This window comes from Prevotella sp. KH2C16 (assembly GCF_900113305.1).
Lineage (GTDB): Bacteria > Bacteroidota > Bacteroidia > Bacteroidales > Bacteroidaceae > Prevotella.
In genome coordinates, this window is record NZ_FOOW01000035.1 from 1 (window position 1) to 16,178 (window position 16,178).

At 41.0% G+C, this 16,178-nt stretch carries 15 protein-coding genes; 10 read left to right on the top strand and 5 right to left on the bottom strand.

Going from position 1 to position 16,178, the window contains the following annotated elements; genetic code table 11:
* Window positions 1-334, top strand: a 334-nt coding sequence (locus BM114_RS13380; protein ID WP_218151483.1) for a transposase, incomplete at its 5' end; no start/stop codon positions are given.
* A gap of 339 nt (window positions 335-673) precedes the next feature.
* On the opposite strand, the gene BM114_RS13390 is transcribed toward BM114_RS13380, so the two are convergent.
* From BM114_RS13390 to BM114_RS13410, 5 genes are all read right to left on the bottom strand, one after another.
* Entirely contained in the window at window positions 674-1,735 is a 1,062-nt protein-coding gene (locus BM114_RS13390) for a relaxase/mobilization nuclease domain-containing protein (RefSeq protein ID WP_092114182.1), read from the bottom strand.
* Window positions 1,725-2,150, bottom strand: coding sequence for a plasmid mobilization protein (locus BM114_RS13395; protein ID WP_009752275.1), 426 nt, complete (start codon window positions 2,148-2,150; stop codon window positions 1,725-1,727). The genes BM114_RS13390 and BM114_RS13395 overlap by 11 nt, the downstream gene beginning before the upstream one ends.
* A gap of 359 nt (window positions 2,151-2,509) precedes the next feature.
* A complete protein-coding gene (locus BM114_RS13400; protein WP_092114184.1) occupies window positions 2,510-2,944 on the bottom strand; it encodes a DUF3408 domain-containing protein in 435 nt (144 codons plus the stop codon).
* A gap of 4 nt (window positions 2,945-2,948) precedes the next feature.
* Complete coding sequence (locus tag BM114_RS13405; protein ID WP_092114186.1) at window positions 2,949-3,929, bottom strand: toprim domain-containing protein; 981 nt, start codon at window positions 3,927-3,929, stop codon at window positions 2,949-2,951.
* Between the two features lie 180 nt (window positions 3,930-4,109).
* Window positions 4,110-5,474, bottom strand: coding sequence for a virulence-associated E family protein (locus tag BM114_RS13410; protein WP_092114204.1), 1,365 nt, complete (start codon window positions 5,472-5,474; stop codon window positions 4,110-4,112).
* Between the two features lie 351 nt (window positions 5,475-5,825).
* Between BM114_RS13410 and BM114_RS13415 the strand changes: the two genes are divergently transcribed.
* The 9 genes from BM114_RS13415 to BM114_RS13455 all read left to right on the top strand — a co-directional run bounded on the left by BM114_RS13415 (window position 5,826) and on the right by BM114_RS13455 (window position 15,996).
* Window positions 5,826-6,113 carry a helix-turn-helix domain-containing protein gene (locus BM114_RS13415; RefSeq protein ID WP_025067269.1) on the top strand — a complete coding sequence of 96 codons (288 nt, stop codon included), beginning with the start codon at window positions 5,826-5,828 and terminating at the stop codon, window positions 6,111-6,113.
* Between the two features lie 12 nt (window positions 6,114-6,125).
* Window positions 6,126-6,416: a helix-turn-helix domain-containing protein gene (locus BM114_RS13420; protein WP_092114188.1), complete on the top strand. Its 291-nt coding sequence runs from the start codon at window positions 6,126-6,128 to the stop codon at window positions 6,414-6,416.
* A gap of 139 nt (window positions 6,417-6,555) precedes the next feature.
* Window positions 6,556-7,857 (top strand): DUF6734 family protein, encoded by a 1,302-nt coding sequence (locus tag BM114_RS13425; RefSeq protein ID WP_092114190.1) that lies wholly within the window; start codon window positions 6,556-6,558, stop codon window positions 7,855-7,857.
* Between the two features lie 231 nt (window positions 7,858-8,088).
* Window positions 8,089-9,546, top strand: coding sequence for a radical SAM/SPASM domain-containing protein (locus BM114_RS13430; protein ID WP_092114192.1), 1,458 nt, complete (start codon window positions 8,089-8,091; stop codon window positions 9,544-9,546).
* Window positions 9,543-10,406 (top strand): DUF6734 family protein, encoded by an 864-nt coding sequence (locus BM114_RS13435; protein ID WP_092114194.1) that lies wholly within the window; start codon window positions 9,543-9,545, stop codon window positions 10,404-10,406. Before BM114_RS13430 ends, BM114_RS13435 begins: the two co-directional genes overlap by 4 nt.
* A gap of 38 nt (window positions 10,407-10,444) precedes the next feature.
* Window positions 10,445-10,993, top strand: coding sequence for a hypothetical protein (locus BM114_RS13440; RefSeq protein WP_143089349.1), 549 nt, complete (start codon window positions 10,445-10,447; stop codon window positions 10,991-10,993).
* Complete coding sequence (locus tag BM114_RS13445; protein WP_092114198.1) at window positions 10,990-13,299, top strand: outer membrane beta-barrel family protein; 2,310 nt, start codon at window positions 10,990-10,992, stop codon at window positions 13,297-13,299. The genes BM114_RS13440 and BM114_RS13445 overlap by 4 nt, the downstream gene beginning before the upstream one ends.
* Window positions 13,300-13,301: 2 nt before the next feature.
* The gene (locus tag BM114_RS13450; RefSeq protein ID WP_092114200.1) at window positions 13,302-15,494 is read left to right on the top strand and encodes a peptidase domain-containing ABC transporter; all 2,193 of its coding nucleotides are present in this window, start codon (window positions 13,302-13,304) and stop codon (window positions 15,492-15,494) included.
* Window positions 15,495-15,516: 22 nt separating this feature from the next.
* Window positions 15,517-15,996, top strand: coding sequence for an HlyD family secretion protein (locus BM114_RS13455; RefSeq protein ID WP_092114202.1), 480 nt, complete (start codon window positions 15,517-15,519; stop codon window positions 15,994-15,996).
* Window positions 15,997-16,178: the final 182 nt, after the last annotated feature.

A 16,178-nucleotide genomic window follows, 5' to 3' on the forward strand; every position in this document is an offset into this window, starting at 1 on the left:
GGTGTTCGCCGACAGAGGCTACATCAAGAAGGCACTCTTCGAGCATCTCTTCGACCAGGGCATCCATCTCGTGCATGGCCTCAAGGCCAACATGAAGAATAAGCTCATGCCCATGTGGGACAAGATCATGCTCAGAAAAAGGTACATCATCGAGTGTATCAACGAATTGCTCAAGAACAAGGCCAACCTCGTGCATTCACGACACCGGTCCATACACAACTTTATGATGAACCTATGCTCGGCTCTCGCGGCCTACTGTTTCTTTGACAACAAGCCGGAGGCGCTGCCAGTGCATGTGGAGAAATCAAGACAATTAGAGCTATTTGCATGGTAATCTTATCCCGAACTCGCGTATTAATAAAGGGAAGACGCCCGCCCGCAATGGCGGCAGCCGCCTGCGGAAATATAAAAGGCGGCTCCCGGTCTGACAAAATCGGCGAGATTGCGGGATAAGATAATTCATAAAATACAACTCATTGAAAATAAAGAAGTTACCATGCTGGTAAAACTAAATAGGTAACGATTTAGAAACGAGCGAGCTACTTGGCTTCGCTGTTTTCTGCCTAACAAAGAACGCTTGTTATTCCGTTTGCAAAGATAATACTTTGTTACCGAATAACAAGCGTTTTTGATGAGATATTCTTTATTCTGCACTTTTTGTATGCTGCTATGTTTATATTCCCCTTCCACGTTTCTTCTTTCTGTTAGCTTGGTATCTGAGTTTGCGCTGCCATGCAGCTTCGGTTAAGTCATTGCCTTGTGTACTTGGTGTAATTAAATCGCCTAACCCTTCCACCGCTTCATCGGCTGCGCTAACGATGGTGTCTGCCACTGCACCAATGGGATTCTGCACTTGTGAGGTATCATTGTCTCGTGAGATAGAGGAGCGGCTTGGAGGTACAAGTTGGTAGCCTGTATCAGATTGTTCTTTCTTTTCTGTAGGCTCTTGTACTGTTAGATGTGGTTTCCTTGATTTTTCCTTGTTGGTTGTTTCAAAGTTCTTCTGCAAGGAATGGTAGCCGAACTCCCTGCCGATTTCGGAAGCCTTGAAGGATTGCCCTGCGTATGAGAACTTCAAGCCATATACCTTGCCCTGCTTGTTCTTCATACGCTCTATGGTAATGTCGTTTTTGTTCAATTCATAAAGGAACATGGAATACCCCGTGACGCCTGTTCCTTTGTACTTGTCAAGCAAGGTGTAGCAAATCTTCTGCACCTGCTGCTTTGTTTGCTCTCTTGTAGGGCTGGCTTTTTCCTTTTGGTGTTTCCTTTCTGCCTTGACCTCTTTTGCAATGGTCAAGCCTTTCTCCCTGCTGATTTCCTCTGCCACCCTTGCAGCCCTATTGCTCACAAAGGTGGTATCATAGACTTCTCCATACAGACTGATACGGTTAGCAATTATGTGAATGTGTCTATTATCGGTGTCCTTGTGCGTTACTGCCACCCATTGGTGGTTGTCAAGTCCCATTCGCTTGGCAAACAAATGTGCTATCCACATATATTCGGACACAGACAGCTTTTTCTCGTCCTGCGGTGCGATGCCAATTTCGATACGGAGAAACTTGTTCCTGCAACGGCTGTTGTAGTTACTGACCACTTTCATTTCCTCATAGATAGTCTTTGGATCTCTGCTGCAAAGATTGTGGAATGCAAGCCGACTACCGAGTTTGCCTTCCCTGAAAATATAGTCCAAAGCTGTGCTTCCGTGCGCTATCGCCTTGCATTTACCTATCATTTCTTGTTAGATTTAAGACCTTATATATTTCATCATCCACCCGAAAATGCGGGTCGTAAAACCGCTTAAATGCCTCTTTGGCACATAGCGAAAGGTTCTTGGTGATATGTAGCCAATCCTCGTCCTTGAGCTTGATGAGATTGGAAATCTGCCCATAGAACCTTCCTGTATGTTGGAGAATGGCAATGGCTTCCCTCTCATTGTCTGTCATCTTGGGAACGGCTGTTACTTCTCCGTTAAGGAGTATTTCCCGACAATAATCGGAGAATTTCCGTCCCGTGCTTTCCGCCCTTGATTTGATACGTTTCTTCTCTTCACTGGTACATCTTACCTTGATGAACTCCGTTTTGTTCATCCGCTGTTCTTCTTTATCCTGTTGCTGCCATCGGGCAGCTTTTCCTTTATATCTGTTCATATAAGTTTCCTTGAAAGTTTATCATTGTAGATGATTTATTACCTTAATTCCTAAATACTGACCGATGAGAACGGAGTGATTACGGTCTTATCTCCCCGATAGTCTGACGAGGGGAGCAAGGGCAGTTTGTGGGTACAAACTGACGTCTTGCAATGTCAGCTAACGAAACGTTTACGCACAAGGCGTTTTGCAGTCGAAAAGTGAATGCCGTGCATTCCGTGCCTGACGGCGTTCGTGGTGTTCTCATCATTCATTATGTTTGGCAAATATCTGTTGCTATGTTCTCTAAAAAAGGATTGAGGATTTTGAGTGAAAAGGTCGTCCCTTTTCGGGAGAACCCTCGACCCTTTTCCTGTGATTTACAATCTTCTCCATTTCTCTATGTCCTCACCGTATTCCTCCAAATGGAGGCGCACGATGTTCTCCACGAAGCTGGACAGGTTGCTGCCCCTGTCGCCCAATCTGCGCACGATGAAGTCGGCACGCTCCTGTGTCTCCCTGCTCAGATAGACCGCCTTTCTGTTGCTCAGTTTGGTTGGCACAAGGTAGGCTTGTTTGTAGGCTTCGAGCGTTTCCCTTCTCATCTTGGCACTGACGCGCCTTTGAACGGTTGCATTCCCTGTGTTCCGTGCTGGTTCGGAGTGCATGGTATTCTCAGTGTTCTGCTTGTTAGTTGGTCTTTCTGTTTCAGGAACCGCAGTCGCTTCCTGTGAAGTAGATTCGTCCTCTGCTTCATCTTCCACGCCCAAATACCTTAAAAAGTCTTTGTCTGTTATCTTTGTCTTCTTTTCCATATCCTTATCTCATTTTATGTTTGACTTGCTTTGATTTCCTGTTTTGATTTTGTTTTGTAACCGACCCCCGTGTCCGTTCCTGCACTTTCTGCTGCTCCTGCTCACGGACACGGCTGACATGAAACTCGTTGAGGTCCTTGAAGTTTCTGTAATACACGGACATATCTTCCACCTTGAAACCAGCCCTTACAAATTCTTGCACGGTTCTCCGCCCAGCATCGTCATTGTCAAGGAAGGCACGGATATGCGTTAGGTTGTGGTCATTCAAGTAGTGGGCGGTTCTCGCCACGTTGCTCACGGAGTTCATCACAAGGCAGCGGTTGATGATTTCTTCTTTCATTGAAAGGAAGGAAAGAAAGTCCATAAACCCTTCGAAGATACATACGGGCTCCGCTCTGTCCGTGAATATCGGAGTAATGTCTTTCGGGGCTATCGTTCCCTTGAAAGAGTGGTTGCCCCGAAGTTCATAGCCTCCCGATTGATTGGCGAAGCCGATGGCTTGGTAGCGTTGTCCCCTTACCTCATAGTTGATACTTTTGAGGAATGGCGCAGCCTTTTCCAAATCGATGCACCGTTCTTTCCTAAGGTACTCCTGCAAATATGGCGGCAGGGTGTCTGATATTTCTATCAGTCTCCGTGCCCTGTTTGCAGCTATCGTTGGTTGAAAATTATTTTGCGTGAAATTATTACGAAAACAATATGTGCCTTTATCTGGAGCGTTCTGCCCTAAGTGGCGGATGGCTTCCGACAGCGTACAGCCCTCCAAACGCATACATAGGTCTATGATACTTCCACCCTTGCCCTCGGCATAGTCTATCCAGAGGTTCTTCTGTGTGTCCACCTTGAAGCTCGGATGCGTTTCTTCCCTCAGCGGTGAACGGTACATAGTATAGGAAGGAGTTCTGCGCACAGGTCTGATGCCCTTCCTTTCAAGATACTCCACGATGGGGTATCGCTTGATTGCTGATAAATCTTCTTCTTTCATTACTTGAATATTTAAGTGATTGAATTATAATGTCTTACTAAATATTTATGCTTTATTTTTTTGTTTCCGAAGTTTTCCCCCTCCAAACTTTTTCATCTTTCTTCTTACTACATACTATTTTGTTGTAAGTTATTGATAATCAACACTACATTGTAGTACATGACAATACTACACACCCTACTACTTCAGGCTACTACAACTGTCAAGCAAAGGACAGGGCAGTATCTTCCTTACCTTGTACACATAGACGGGACTGCCACCGTCACGCCTCTTGCTCACTTTCTTAAAGCCAGCCCTTTTAAGGGCTTCTCCCATACGTTTGGAAGTTAGGGGATGCCGGGTATAGAGACCCAGATAGGTGAGAATCTCTGTAGTGGTCATATAGGAGCAATGGGGATTATCATCAGTCGGTTTCTCGAAGCAGCGCAACAGAAGTTCCGTTTCTGCGGTCTGCACTTGGAAATCCTCGCTCTCCCTGTAAAGCTCCGCTATCTCATCATCGTCAAACCAATAGCGGAAACCTGCGTTTAGCAGGGCTTTGGCATCCGCATAGACACTGTCCATAGAAATAGCCTTTGCACGTTCTATATCAATGGAAAGCACCTCAAAGGGCAGAAACCGTCTGCTGCCTGTCGGGTCTGTCAGGAAGTCGTTGCCGTTCACCGATGCCACGAAACTCGCCAAGTGTGGGTGTTCCTCCACATACTTGTCGTAGGGCATGCGGTACTTGACCATCGGGCAGGTGATGAGGTTCTTCAGTTCGTTCTCATCGCGTTTGTTGAGGGCTTTGAGCTGGTCGTCGATGTTTACGATAAGGTTCTGCCCGATATAGGTGAGCGTGTCCTTTTCCTGCGGATATATCTTGCCCGTATAGCTGTAACCGTGCAGGGCAGGCGGACAGAGCAAATCCAAGAATGTGGTCTTGAACTTTCCCTGCTCGCCTGTCAGCACGAGGCAGGTATGGTTACGGCACTCACGGTCGTCCATTGCGTTGGCGACCACTGCCACGAGCCATTTGGTGAGATACGGCAGCCATTTTTCGTGATTGCACACCATAACGCAACTTGCCAAATCGGGAATGGCTTTCAGTGAAAGAGAGGAGATATTACTATTACCTTCATCACAGCCTATATCCACCAATGGCAATGCCTTGAAATACTCCTGTATGGGATTGATGCGTGGAGAGAAGCTGCTCTCGATGATGGAGTACAGGTTATCCGATGAGGTTATTATCCCGATGTCGTTGTCTATCTCCCTGCGGAGCGTGTTGATTTCATAGCGACCCACTTTTGAGAAGTGAGCATCGTTCTTGCTTCGGTATTCAGTTCTACCCAATACCGTGTTGTATCTGAACTCATAGCGAGAGGAGAGATAGGCTTCTATCTCCGAATTCTTGGAGGAAGTCTTTCTCTGTCTGGACGTGTTGTAGTAGCCCTCCGATTTTCCTTTATCTGCGTTCTTTTTCATTATATGCTTGTTTTTGTTTTCAAGAACGAAGTTATCAAGAGAATGGGTAAGTTCCAAGCATTCGGAGAGTGCTTGCATAATGTTGCGCTCATTGGCTGTGAATTTAGCACGGATTTCTGACAGAAAACAGCAGAAAAACAAGGATTTAAGCCAAGAGCAAGAGGATAGGTATAGAAAATGAGTAAGAAAAGTACGTGTTTATCTGCTCCAATCTGCGAAGTATTGCATTGACAAAACGGATGTAGAAAATAAAAAACCAGACACGGAAAAAAGATAAGAAAGAGAACCGCTTTTCCTTCGGTTTCCCTATTCTTCCTCGCTGTTCCCCACTGCTTTGCAGATAGGAAAGAACCGCATACTTTTGCACGCAGAAATATGCGACGGAAAGCAAATCGCAAAAGGAAAATATAAATAAATCAATATAACACTATGGGATATTTTATCATTACCGATAAGCAATGGGCAATGCTGAGGGACGAGATACTTGCCCTTGCCCAGACCTGCCACAGGGCATTTGGAGAACAGAGTAAACATACCGAATGGCTGCACAACGGAGATGTGTGCCAACTGCTCAACATCAGCAAACGCACCTTGCAGCATTACCGTGATACGGGCATACTGCCGTTTACCCAAATCGGGCACAAGTGCTATTACAGGGCTGAGGACGTGGAACGGTTATTACAAACGAAATCTGTGAGATCCAAAAATAACAAATAAACTGAAAAGGCAATGGAATCAGTAAGAGATTTGAATATGGATGCGGACGAGATGCAAGTAGTGTTGTCCGCCATCAGCAGTGTGAGCAAAAGAATCAAGGAAGTGGCACAGACACACAAGCCTCTGTTTGACGGTGAACATTTCCTAACGGGTAAGGAGGTGTGCGAAAGGCTGTATATCAGCCCCCGTACCTTGCAAGACTATCGGGATAGGAGGGTTCTTCCCTACACGCAGTTTGCAGGGAAGATACTCTATAAGGCTTCGGATTTGACAAAGCTGCTGGAGGAGAACTACAGGGAATAGGAATGTACAAATAGTTTTATCATGCTACCATTTATGTAATCGATTGCACATATTTTGCCCCCAAAAAAGATCTTCCTTTTTAGATTATAGCCAAAATATTTTTGTAATTTTGGGAGCGATAACTAAAAACCTCCATTATATGAAGTTTATCCAAAGCTTTTGGTCAAAACCGATAAAAGACACTATGGTATGGGCAGATTCAGACTATCTGTTCATCACTTGGATACTTAGCAGTTTAAGGCTACATGAAAAGTATAATCGTGTTCAATTGATTACAGATGCAAAGGGGAAATATATCTTTAACGATATTCTACAATTACCTTATTATTCTATAAAAGAAGATTTAGATAATTTGGACGATAAGCTTTCACAGATATGGACTTGGGGCAAACTTTTATCATATAGTTTACAACAAGAACCATTTATTCATGTTGATGGTGATGTTATTATATCTAAAGTCTATTCTTTCGAAAAAGAAAGACTTATAGCACAGCATAAAGAGAAAGAGTTTTCACATAATGAAGCTCTTTATATGCTTCTTAAAAACAAAAATTATGAAATTCCCGCAATCTTAAGTGTTGAGAATGCAAAACAGGTTTGTGAATATAATATGGGAATTGTTGGCGGAAGTGAATTTTCTTTTTTTCAAGAAATGTATGCCATTGCAAAAAGTATAATAGATAAGAATCTCCATCGTTTAAGTGCAACCAAGGATATAAAAGAGATTACTGCATTTAATACAATTGTTGAACAAAACCTTTTTTGCAATTTAGCCAAGAATAAGCACATAAAAGTCTCCACTCTATTTAAGGATGGTTATATTAAAGACGATTATGTGGGATTAGTAAATTTCCGAAAAACAAATTCTCCAGACTACATCCATCCTGTAGGTTATCTTAAAAAAAATCCATATTTTGGTGAAAGAATTACAGGGTTACTTTTCTGTGAAAAATCGGCTTTACTGGACAAGTACCTCGCAAACAGATCTGAAATTCTGAAAACCTTAGACATAGGGAGTACTCGCTCTTTGACAGTTCGAAGACGTTCAGATGCAGAAGAAGTATTCAATGGGATTAGAAGGATTGTTTTGAACAATGGCTACCCTCTATATAATAGGGAATTGTATCTGTACAAACTTAATCCGTATGTTGATTTACGAATAAATCCTTCAGGGGAATGGTTAGTTGATGTGCCAAGTTTATTATCGACCCCAACCTGTATAAAATTTGTAACGTACAAAATAGGTGTTTTAAGAGGGTTGGTTAAGATTATTATTCAAGAATTCCACGATACTACCTTCTCATTCGAGCAAGTTAAAAAGATGTTTGGATATAATTTAACAGCAGAAGAAGAACGTAAAATATTTATAGCTATACAGCAATTAAAAAATATGAATATTATCGAATTTATAGGCGGATGCCGAAAAGCCTTAAATGAGTAGGCTAACAATTTTCATTAAGCTAAAAAGAATGGAATTAAACAAATCTTTAAGCCATGACAATGACTATTCCTTGGAAGCTAAGGAACTGTTGTCTTCAGAAATGGAAGAAATTGAAGGTGGGACAGAATGTGGTTGTTCTTCTTGTCAGTACATCTGCTATACTTCCTTGTGGTAATTAATGCTTAATCTGGTCGCCAGCTTAAATGTTGGCGACCACTTAAAAAAGTCTTTATGAAAATATCTTTTAATCCATTATATTATATAAAACCTGATAAGGGTAGAGCCATCATTATGGCTGCCCAACTTGGCAGAAACACAGAGTTACATATCAATGAAACTTTCGAAACTATAATACATCCTCTCCATGCAATGATTTTATCATTTTTTAACGGAAGGGAATTAGAGGATGTCATACATGACATTCAAATAAATATAGGAATTGATGAGAGTTTACTAAAACATTTTGTAAGAGACTTATTAAATTGCAACACTTATTTAAGGGTGAGATGTAATGGAAGTTTCTCTGTCTTTCCCCCAAATACTCTTATAACTGGAGCATATAATCGGGAGAAGATGTTATCATGGAGAAACTATATATATGAGACTGTTGATTTGGGAATGAGACGCCATTATACACCCTCATCTATAACCTTGATGGTGAATAATATTTGTTACACCCAATGCCATTACTGTTATGCAGACAAACGACAAAAGGTTTCATGTACAATTCCTTTTGAAAGAATAAAGGAAATTATACAAGAAGCATCTTCCTTGCATGTAAGAACTTTTGATGTAATAGGAGGGGAATTTTTCTTATATGATAAGTGGTATGAATTATTAAAAGTATTACATGCCAATAATTTCCATCCATACCTTTCGACAAAGTTACCTTTACATGAAACGACTGTGACTAAACTAAAGAATGCTGGAATACAGGATATTCAAGTATCTTTGGATTCTTTAATAGGTGGACATTTGGCAACATCACTTTTTGTAGACGAATCCTATGCCTCTAAAATTCAGAAGACAATACTTCTTTTAGATAAATATAAGATACCTATTTATATTCATACAGTTCTTTCTCAGCGAACAGGCTCTATAGAGGACATCAAATCTATATATAATTTTATAAAAGATATACCTTCTATTAAGGAGTGGAAGATTGACAAAGCAGGGAAATCTATGTATGCAAATACGCCGTATGAAGACATTGAAATACCAGATGAAGGAGTAGAGAATATTGCGATGTTCATAGATTCTATCAAAGATGATGTCGCGTTTCCTATTCGTGCGCCACGACCTAAAGTGGCAAATCAATTGGCAGAAAACATGAAAGCAGAGGACTTCTTCACACGTGGACTTTGTAGTGGCAATTATTCCTCTATGTTTATCCTTCCTGATGGCAAGGTGACTATGTGCGAGGAGTTATATTGGATACCAAAGTTCATCATTGGAAATATAAAGGAGCAAAGTTTAACAGAAATATGGAATTCGCAGAAAGCGTTGAGTTTATTCAACACAAAGCAGGAAGATATTCCTGCCAGTTCTTTATGTCATTCTTGTTCTGATTTTTTAAAATGCCGATCTGTAAAACAGGTATGCTATAAAGAGATTATAAAACAATATGGTCAGGACAAATGGTATCTCCCAGATGTAAATTGTCCTTACACAAATATGAAATCAAAATGAAGATCGTACAAAGTTTTTGGTCAAAACCGCTGCTTGAACATAAAGCAGATAATGGCTGTCTTGGAGGCTGGTGTACAGATTCTTTCTTCTATATGAGCATAGCCCTAAGTTGTCTTACGTTAAGAAACTTTTATGACCAGGTCGAATTGTATACGGATGAGGTGGGTTACGATTTGTTGATAAAGAAATTGAAACTACCTTATACTAAAGTTCATGTTGTATTGGACAGGATAAATAATTATCCAAAAGAATTATGGGCGATAGGAAAAATTATAACATATGGTTTGCAAGATCAATCATTTATACACGTAGATAATGATGTGTTTTTGTGGAAGAAATTTCCTAAAAGGATTGAAAAAGCTCAACTGATAGGACAACATGAGGAAATTAATTACGGATTCAACAAAAATGTTATAGACGATGTGAAACAGAAAGCTATTTATCTTCCTCATGAAATATCAGATTTAGATGGCTTTTATAATGAAACCAACGCTGGTATAATTGGAGGCAATGATTATGTTTTCTTTCATGATTTTTCCCGAAAAGCAATAGATTTTATTGACCGAAATAGGAATGCTATAGGCTCCTTCCACATCCCAGAAACGTTTAATACCGTTTTTGAGCAGTACCTCTTTTCTTGCATGTGTAAAACATATAAGAGAAATGTTGAATTTCTTTTTCACAATATAGATGATCAGTTTAGAGAATTGGGAGAAGTAGAACTTATTCCCAATAAGCAATACTATGTACATGCTCTTGCCTTTTATAAGAAAGATTTTCATATTGGAGAATTTATTGCATATCATCTCTGGCGATATTATCCGAAATACTATGATTTAATTCTAAAGTCTGACCTATGATAGATATAACGCATCCCTTCCATAAAACGCTATGGTTTATGGAAGAATATACCAAAGGATCTAAGTTTTCATTTCTTGAAGGGAATAAACAGGGTAAAACAAGTTTAGATTTTCTTGAAGAAATTTTAAGCTTTGAAGTAGAAAAGGAAAAATATAAAAAATCACTGTTACAGCATTATTCTTTTGACAATATTCTTCATTTTGAGCATAGCAATATAGAATATACTCTTGAAGCATTGAAAGAAGAGGACTCTGTACTTTATGATTTGCCACTACGTGTAAATTACATGGGATTTATGATAGAATCCAATTATACTTTCACAATCAAAGACTGTCAAAAAATATGGGTTGCTTATAAACCATGCAAGTATTTTATTTTTCCCAAAATTGTTGCTACAGGTCATTTGAGAATGGACGAGTATCCTATAGTTGGCCCTCTAAAATTTATCAATACAATGTTTGAAAGGAATGAGAATTTTAGAATAATTGATATTTTGAAAGGAGTCCTATCAAAAGATGCCGAGACCATTGACAGGCGCATACGAAAGATGTTATTATGCCAATTATTAATAATTGATAAAAAATGAAACATAGAACAAACATACTTATAGCAGTTGCGTGTTTTCTTTCTATCTCAGTAAATGCACAAATTTTCAAAGGTAAAACTATCAATGCCTTTGGAGAACCTTTGCCCTATGCAAATGTTTGCCTTCTGAATCACGCTGACTCTTCTTTTATACAAGGTGCTGTTAGTAATGACAAGGGAGAATTTGTCATCAACTCTGAGCAGAGAGAAGCTATCCTTAAAGTCTCATTAATAGGTTATCAGACAATCTATAAAAAATGTACTGATGGTCATGTCGGTACCATACTCATGGTTGAGGATACGACCATGCTTGGAGAAGTGATAGTGAAAAGTTCCCGTCCCATAACTCAACTCAAAAATGACGCTTTAGTTACTCATGTTCAAGGATCATCATTAGCCCATTCTGGCAGTGCAAGGGAAGTGTTAGGTAAAACACCTGGTGTGATTAAGTCAAATGATGGGATAGAGGTGTTGGGAAAAGGAGCGCCAATCATTTACATTAATGGAAGACTGATGAGAAATCAAGCAGAGCTGGATCAATTAGCTTCTGATAAAATTAAGGATGTAGAGGTAGTCACCACTCCTGGTGCAGAATACGATGCCTCGGTAAATGCAGTTATTCGTATCAAAACGCTCAAACCTGTTGGAGAAGGCTTCAGTATGGATAGCCGTACCCAAATGGGACTGACACATTATTTATATGGCAAAGAAGAGCTAAACTTCAACTATCGCCTTCATGGGTTAGATATATTTGGTATGGTAGGGTATGACCGTAACAAGTTCCGTCAGCAAAATATCTCGCAGCAATATACCTATGCCCCGTCAAATTTGTTATATCAAATGACTGATGCAAAACGTTATGCAAAATCCAACATGCTTACTGGAAAATTAGGTCTCAATTATGTGTTCAACGAAAATCATTCTGTTGGTATTCTCTACGACTTTTCGTATCTGCCTTCAAAGACGAGGAATAATTCCTTTACAGCTTTGGAAGTCGACAAAATTTTAAATAATGAGCTTAGTACCGAAAGTGAGGAAAAATCTCATAACAGAAGACATTTAGTATCTGGATATTATTCGGGCAAGATGGGTAAATGGGGAATTGCCCTCAATATGGATGCTCTTTGGAATAACGCAGATACACATCAGGATGTAGCAGAAAAGGCAACTTCGCTTGAAAACCGCACAATATCCACTCAAAATGACATTAATAACAAGTTGTATGCAGCAAAAGCCGTTGCTACCTATCCTGTTTGGAAAGGACAGCTTGCTTTTGGAGCGGAGTGGAGTTTTCTTCATCGAACGGACGAATATGAGAGCGGAGTAGAATATATCAATGATTTCCACTCGAAAATCAAAGAAACTAATGGCGCCGGCTTCGCGGAGATACGACAAACTTTGGGCAAGATTAATGTTTCTGCTGGATTACGCTATGAGTATGTGGTAAGTAACTATTTTGAGAATGGAGTGAAGATGGACGAGCAAAGTAGAGAGTATCATCATTTATTCCCTTCTGCCATGCTGTCCATGCCCATTGGACACGTGCGTACACGGTTATCATATTCTCGCAAGATTACTCGCCCAGCTTTCAGTCAGTTGAGTAGCAATGTCCAATATATCAACAGATACACCTATCAGTCAGGCAATCCGAACTTGCGTCCTTCTATTCGTGACTATGTGGAATTAATGGCTAACTATAAATGGCTTACATTGATGGCAAACTATACACACGTGAAGGATTATATGATGTCCGTATATAACCAATATGGTGAAAGCCCTGAAATAGCTTTAATACAGAAGCAAAATGTTAATGGATATAGTGAACTCTCTGGAATGATCAACGTGTCTCCTTCTTTTGGAAAATACCATCCCAGCTTGATGGTTGCCGTCAGGCAGCAATTTCTCACCATCAAGTACCGAGGTGAGGATTTGAAGTTGAATAAGCCTATGGGCATCCTCAGATTCAACAATGCCTATAATCTTCCCTTCGACGCTTGGCTGAATGCAGACTTTTCATGGCGTACCAGTGGTAATGCGGAAAACATGTATATAGGTAACACATGGCAGTGTGACCTTGGTTTGTATAAAGCATTCGCACATGATAAATGGAGTATAAAATTGCAATGCGAAGATTTGCTCAATACAGCAAAATCTACTATGACTCTTAAAAACGACATTCGTGAAATGTCATTGAGAAAATTCTTAGATACTCGTAAATTCTCTATTACAGTTACCTATAAGATAAATGCTACCCACAGTAAGTACAAGGGGACAGGTGCTGGAGAGGACGTTAAGAATCGACTATAGCAATGTGGCATTTTCCATATTATAAACAACATGATTCTATGGAGTGTGGAATTGCATGTTTAAAGATGGTTTGTAAATTTTTCGGCAGAGAATACTCTTTCAATTCTCTGTCGAAGTTATGCTCTGCAACTACAGAAGGAGTGTCCATGCTTAGTTTGCGAGAAGCAGCGACAAATTTGGGGCTTCGCTCAAAATGTGTCCAAACTTCTATGGAAGACTTAAAAAGAAACACACACCCTTGCATCCTTCATTGGAATCAAAATCACTTTGTCGTTTTATATAAGTTTTACAAAGATTTTTTTTATGTAGCAGATCCTGGTAATGGACTGATCAAATACAATATAAAAGATTTTAGAAAACATTGGATAAGTACAGAAGTCGAAGGAATTGAAAAAGGAATAGTTATGTTTCTTTCCACTACACCTTATTTTTATGAAAGAAAGGCAGAGAATATGTCAACAGAAGAACGGTCGTTCAAATTCCTCTTTGGCTATATCAAACAATATCGCAAGTACTTCGGGCAGATAGTCTTAGGCTTACTTGTGGGCAGTCTGCTACAGCTTATCTTGCCTTTCCTCACGCAATCCATTGTGGATGTGGGCATCAAGAATCAAAACATCGGCTTTATATGGTTGATACTCTTAGGGCAGCTGATGCTTACGGTGAGCCGTACCGCCATCGACTTTATCCGTCGTTGGCTTTTGCTTCACATCTCACTGCGCATCAATATCTCGTTGGTGAGTGACTTCTTAATCAAGCTTTTAAAGTTACCGATGTCGTTCTTCGACACCAAGCTGATGGGCGACCTTATGCAGCGTATGGGAGACCACAGCCGTGTAAATACGTTCCTGACACAGCAGACACTCAGCATCGTTTTCTCGCTTTTTACTTTTGTGGTGTTCAGCATAGTGCTACTGTCCTACAATTGGCTTGTCTTTACCATCTTCATGCTCGGTAGTCTGCTCTATGGCGGTTGGCTTGCGCTCTTCCTCAGTCGCAGAAAGGTGCTGGACTATGAGCTCTTTGAGCAGCAAGCCATCAACAACAACAAAACCTATGAGTTTATCACCTCCATGCAGGAGATAAAGCTGCAAGACTGCGAGCAGCGCAGGCGTTGGGAGTGGGAAGATACACAAGCCGACCTCTTCGGGGTGCAGATGAAATCGCTGAAACTCCAGCAGACACAGGAGGCTGGCAGTATCTTCATCAACGAACTGAAGAATATCGTAATTACGGTGGTGGCGGCAACGGCAGTCATTCACGGACAGCTCACGCTCGGTATGATGCTTGCCGTGCAGTATATCATCGGACAACTCAACTCACCCGTTGAGCAGCTGATGAGTTTCTTCTACTCTGTGCAGGATGTGAAGATAAGCCTTGAGCGTATCAATGAGATACACCGCATGGATGATGAGAACGGAAAGAAGGGATTGGAAATGGCAGTAAAAGAAGAAAACAAAGGCATAGAACTTGAAAACGTAAACTTCAAGTACGATCCGCACGCACTGAAAACTATCATTGATGATGTAAGCCTTACAATCCCCAAAGGAAAGGTAACTGCCATTGTCGGAGCGTCGGGAAGCGGAAAGACAACGCTCATCAAACTGATGCTGGGCTATTATCCTGTGTTGGGCGGACAAATCACCATTGGAGAAACCGATGTAAACACCCTAAACAAGAAGTGGTGGCGAAGACAGTGTGGCGTGGTGATGCAGGACGGTGTGATATTCTCCGAGAGCATTGCAAGGAACATTGCCGTAGATGATGGAGAAATTGACAAGGAGCGGTTGCAGAAAGCTGCCGAGATTGCCTGTATTCATAATTATGTGATGGGGCTGCCCTTAAAATATAACACAAAGATAGGTCGCGATGGCGTAGGCTTGAGTCAGGGACAGAAACAGCGTATTCTGATAGCAAGGGCAGTGTATAAGAATCCCGACTATATCTTCCTTGACGAAGCCACCAACTCGCTCGATGCCAACAACGAGCGCATGATTGTGGAGCATCTTGACGAGTTCTACAAAGGCAAGACAGTAGTTATCGTGGCACATAGACTAAGTACGGTGAAGAATGCCGACCAAATAGTAGTGTTGGATAAAGGCAAGGTGGTGGAAATCGGCAATCACGAAGCACTCACATCGAAGCGAGGCGCATACTATAACCTCGTAAAGAATCAATTGGAATTGGGCAACTGACATTTAGAAAGGCAAAACAACTATGGCAGACGACAAGATAGAACTCCGCAGCGAGAAGGTAAGGCACATCATTGGAGAGATACCGTCAAAAATTGTACGCTATGGCATCACGATTATCACCATTGTGATATTGGGACTGCTGGGGGGGGCATACTTTATACCTTATCCCGAAACCATCAGTGCAAAGGTACAGATGACAAATGCCCGTCAAGGCACAATAGACATTCCCTATAAATACGTGAATATAATAGCGAGAGGAATGACTGCAAACATCGAAGTTGAGGGCTACGATGCAGAAACATACGGAACAGCCAATGGTATGATAACAGCCACATCGCATACCCCCCGACAAACGGCAGCAGGCAGCGTGTTCACGGCACAGGTAAGGATAACGGATTGCAGGTATAAAATTATCAGCGGAATGGTGGGCACGGCATCTATACTTGTAAGCAATGAAAGCGTGCTTCAGAGGATAGTCAGGCAAATAACAAACAGCATATAATTCCCTTTTTAACCGTAATAAAGCGGTGAAAGAAGAAAGGCAAATGTAGTTACTGCGTGAGAGTGTAAAGTAAACTGTGTCAGGCATCAATAAAAAAGTAGTTTAACACGTTTATTTTAAGATGGCAAACGAAGAAATAGATTACAAGTTGGCAGCCGAGCAATTACGTACAGGCAAGCCTT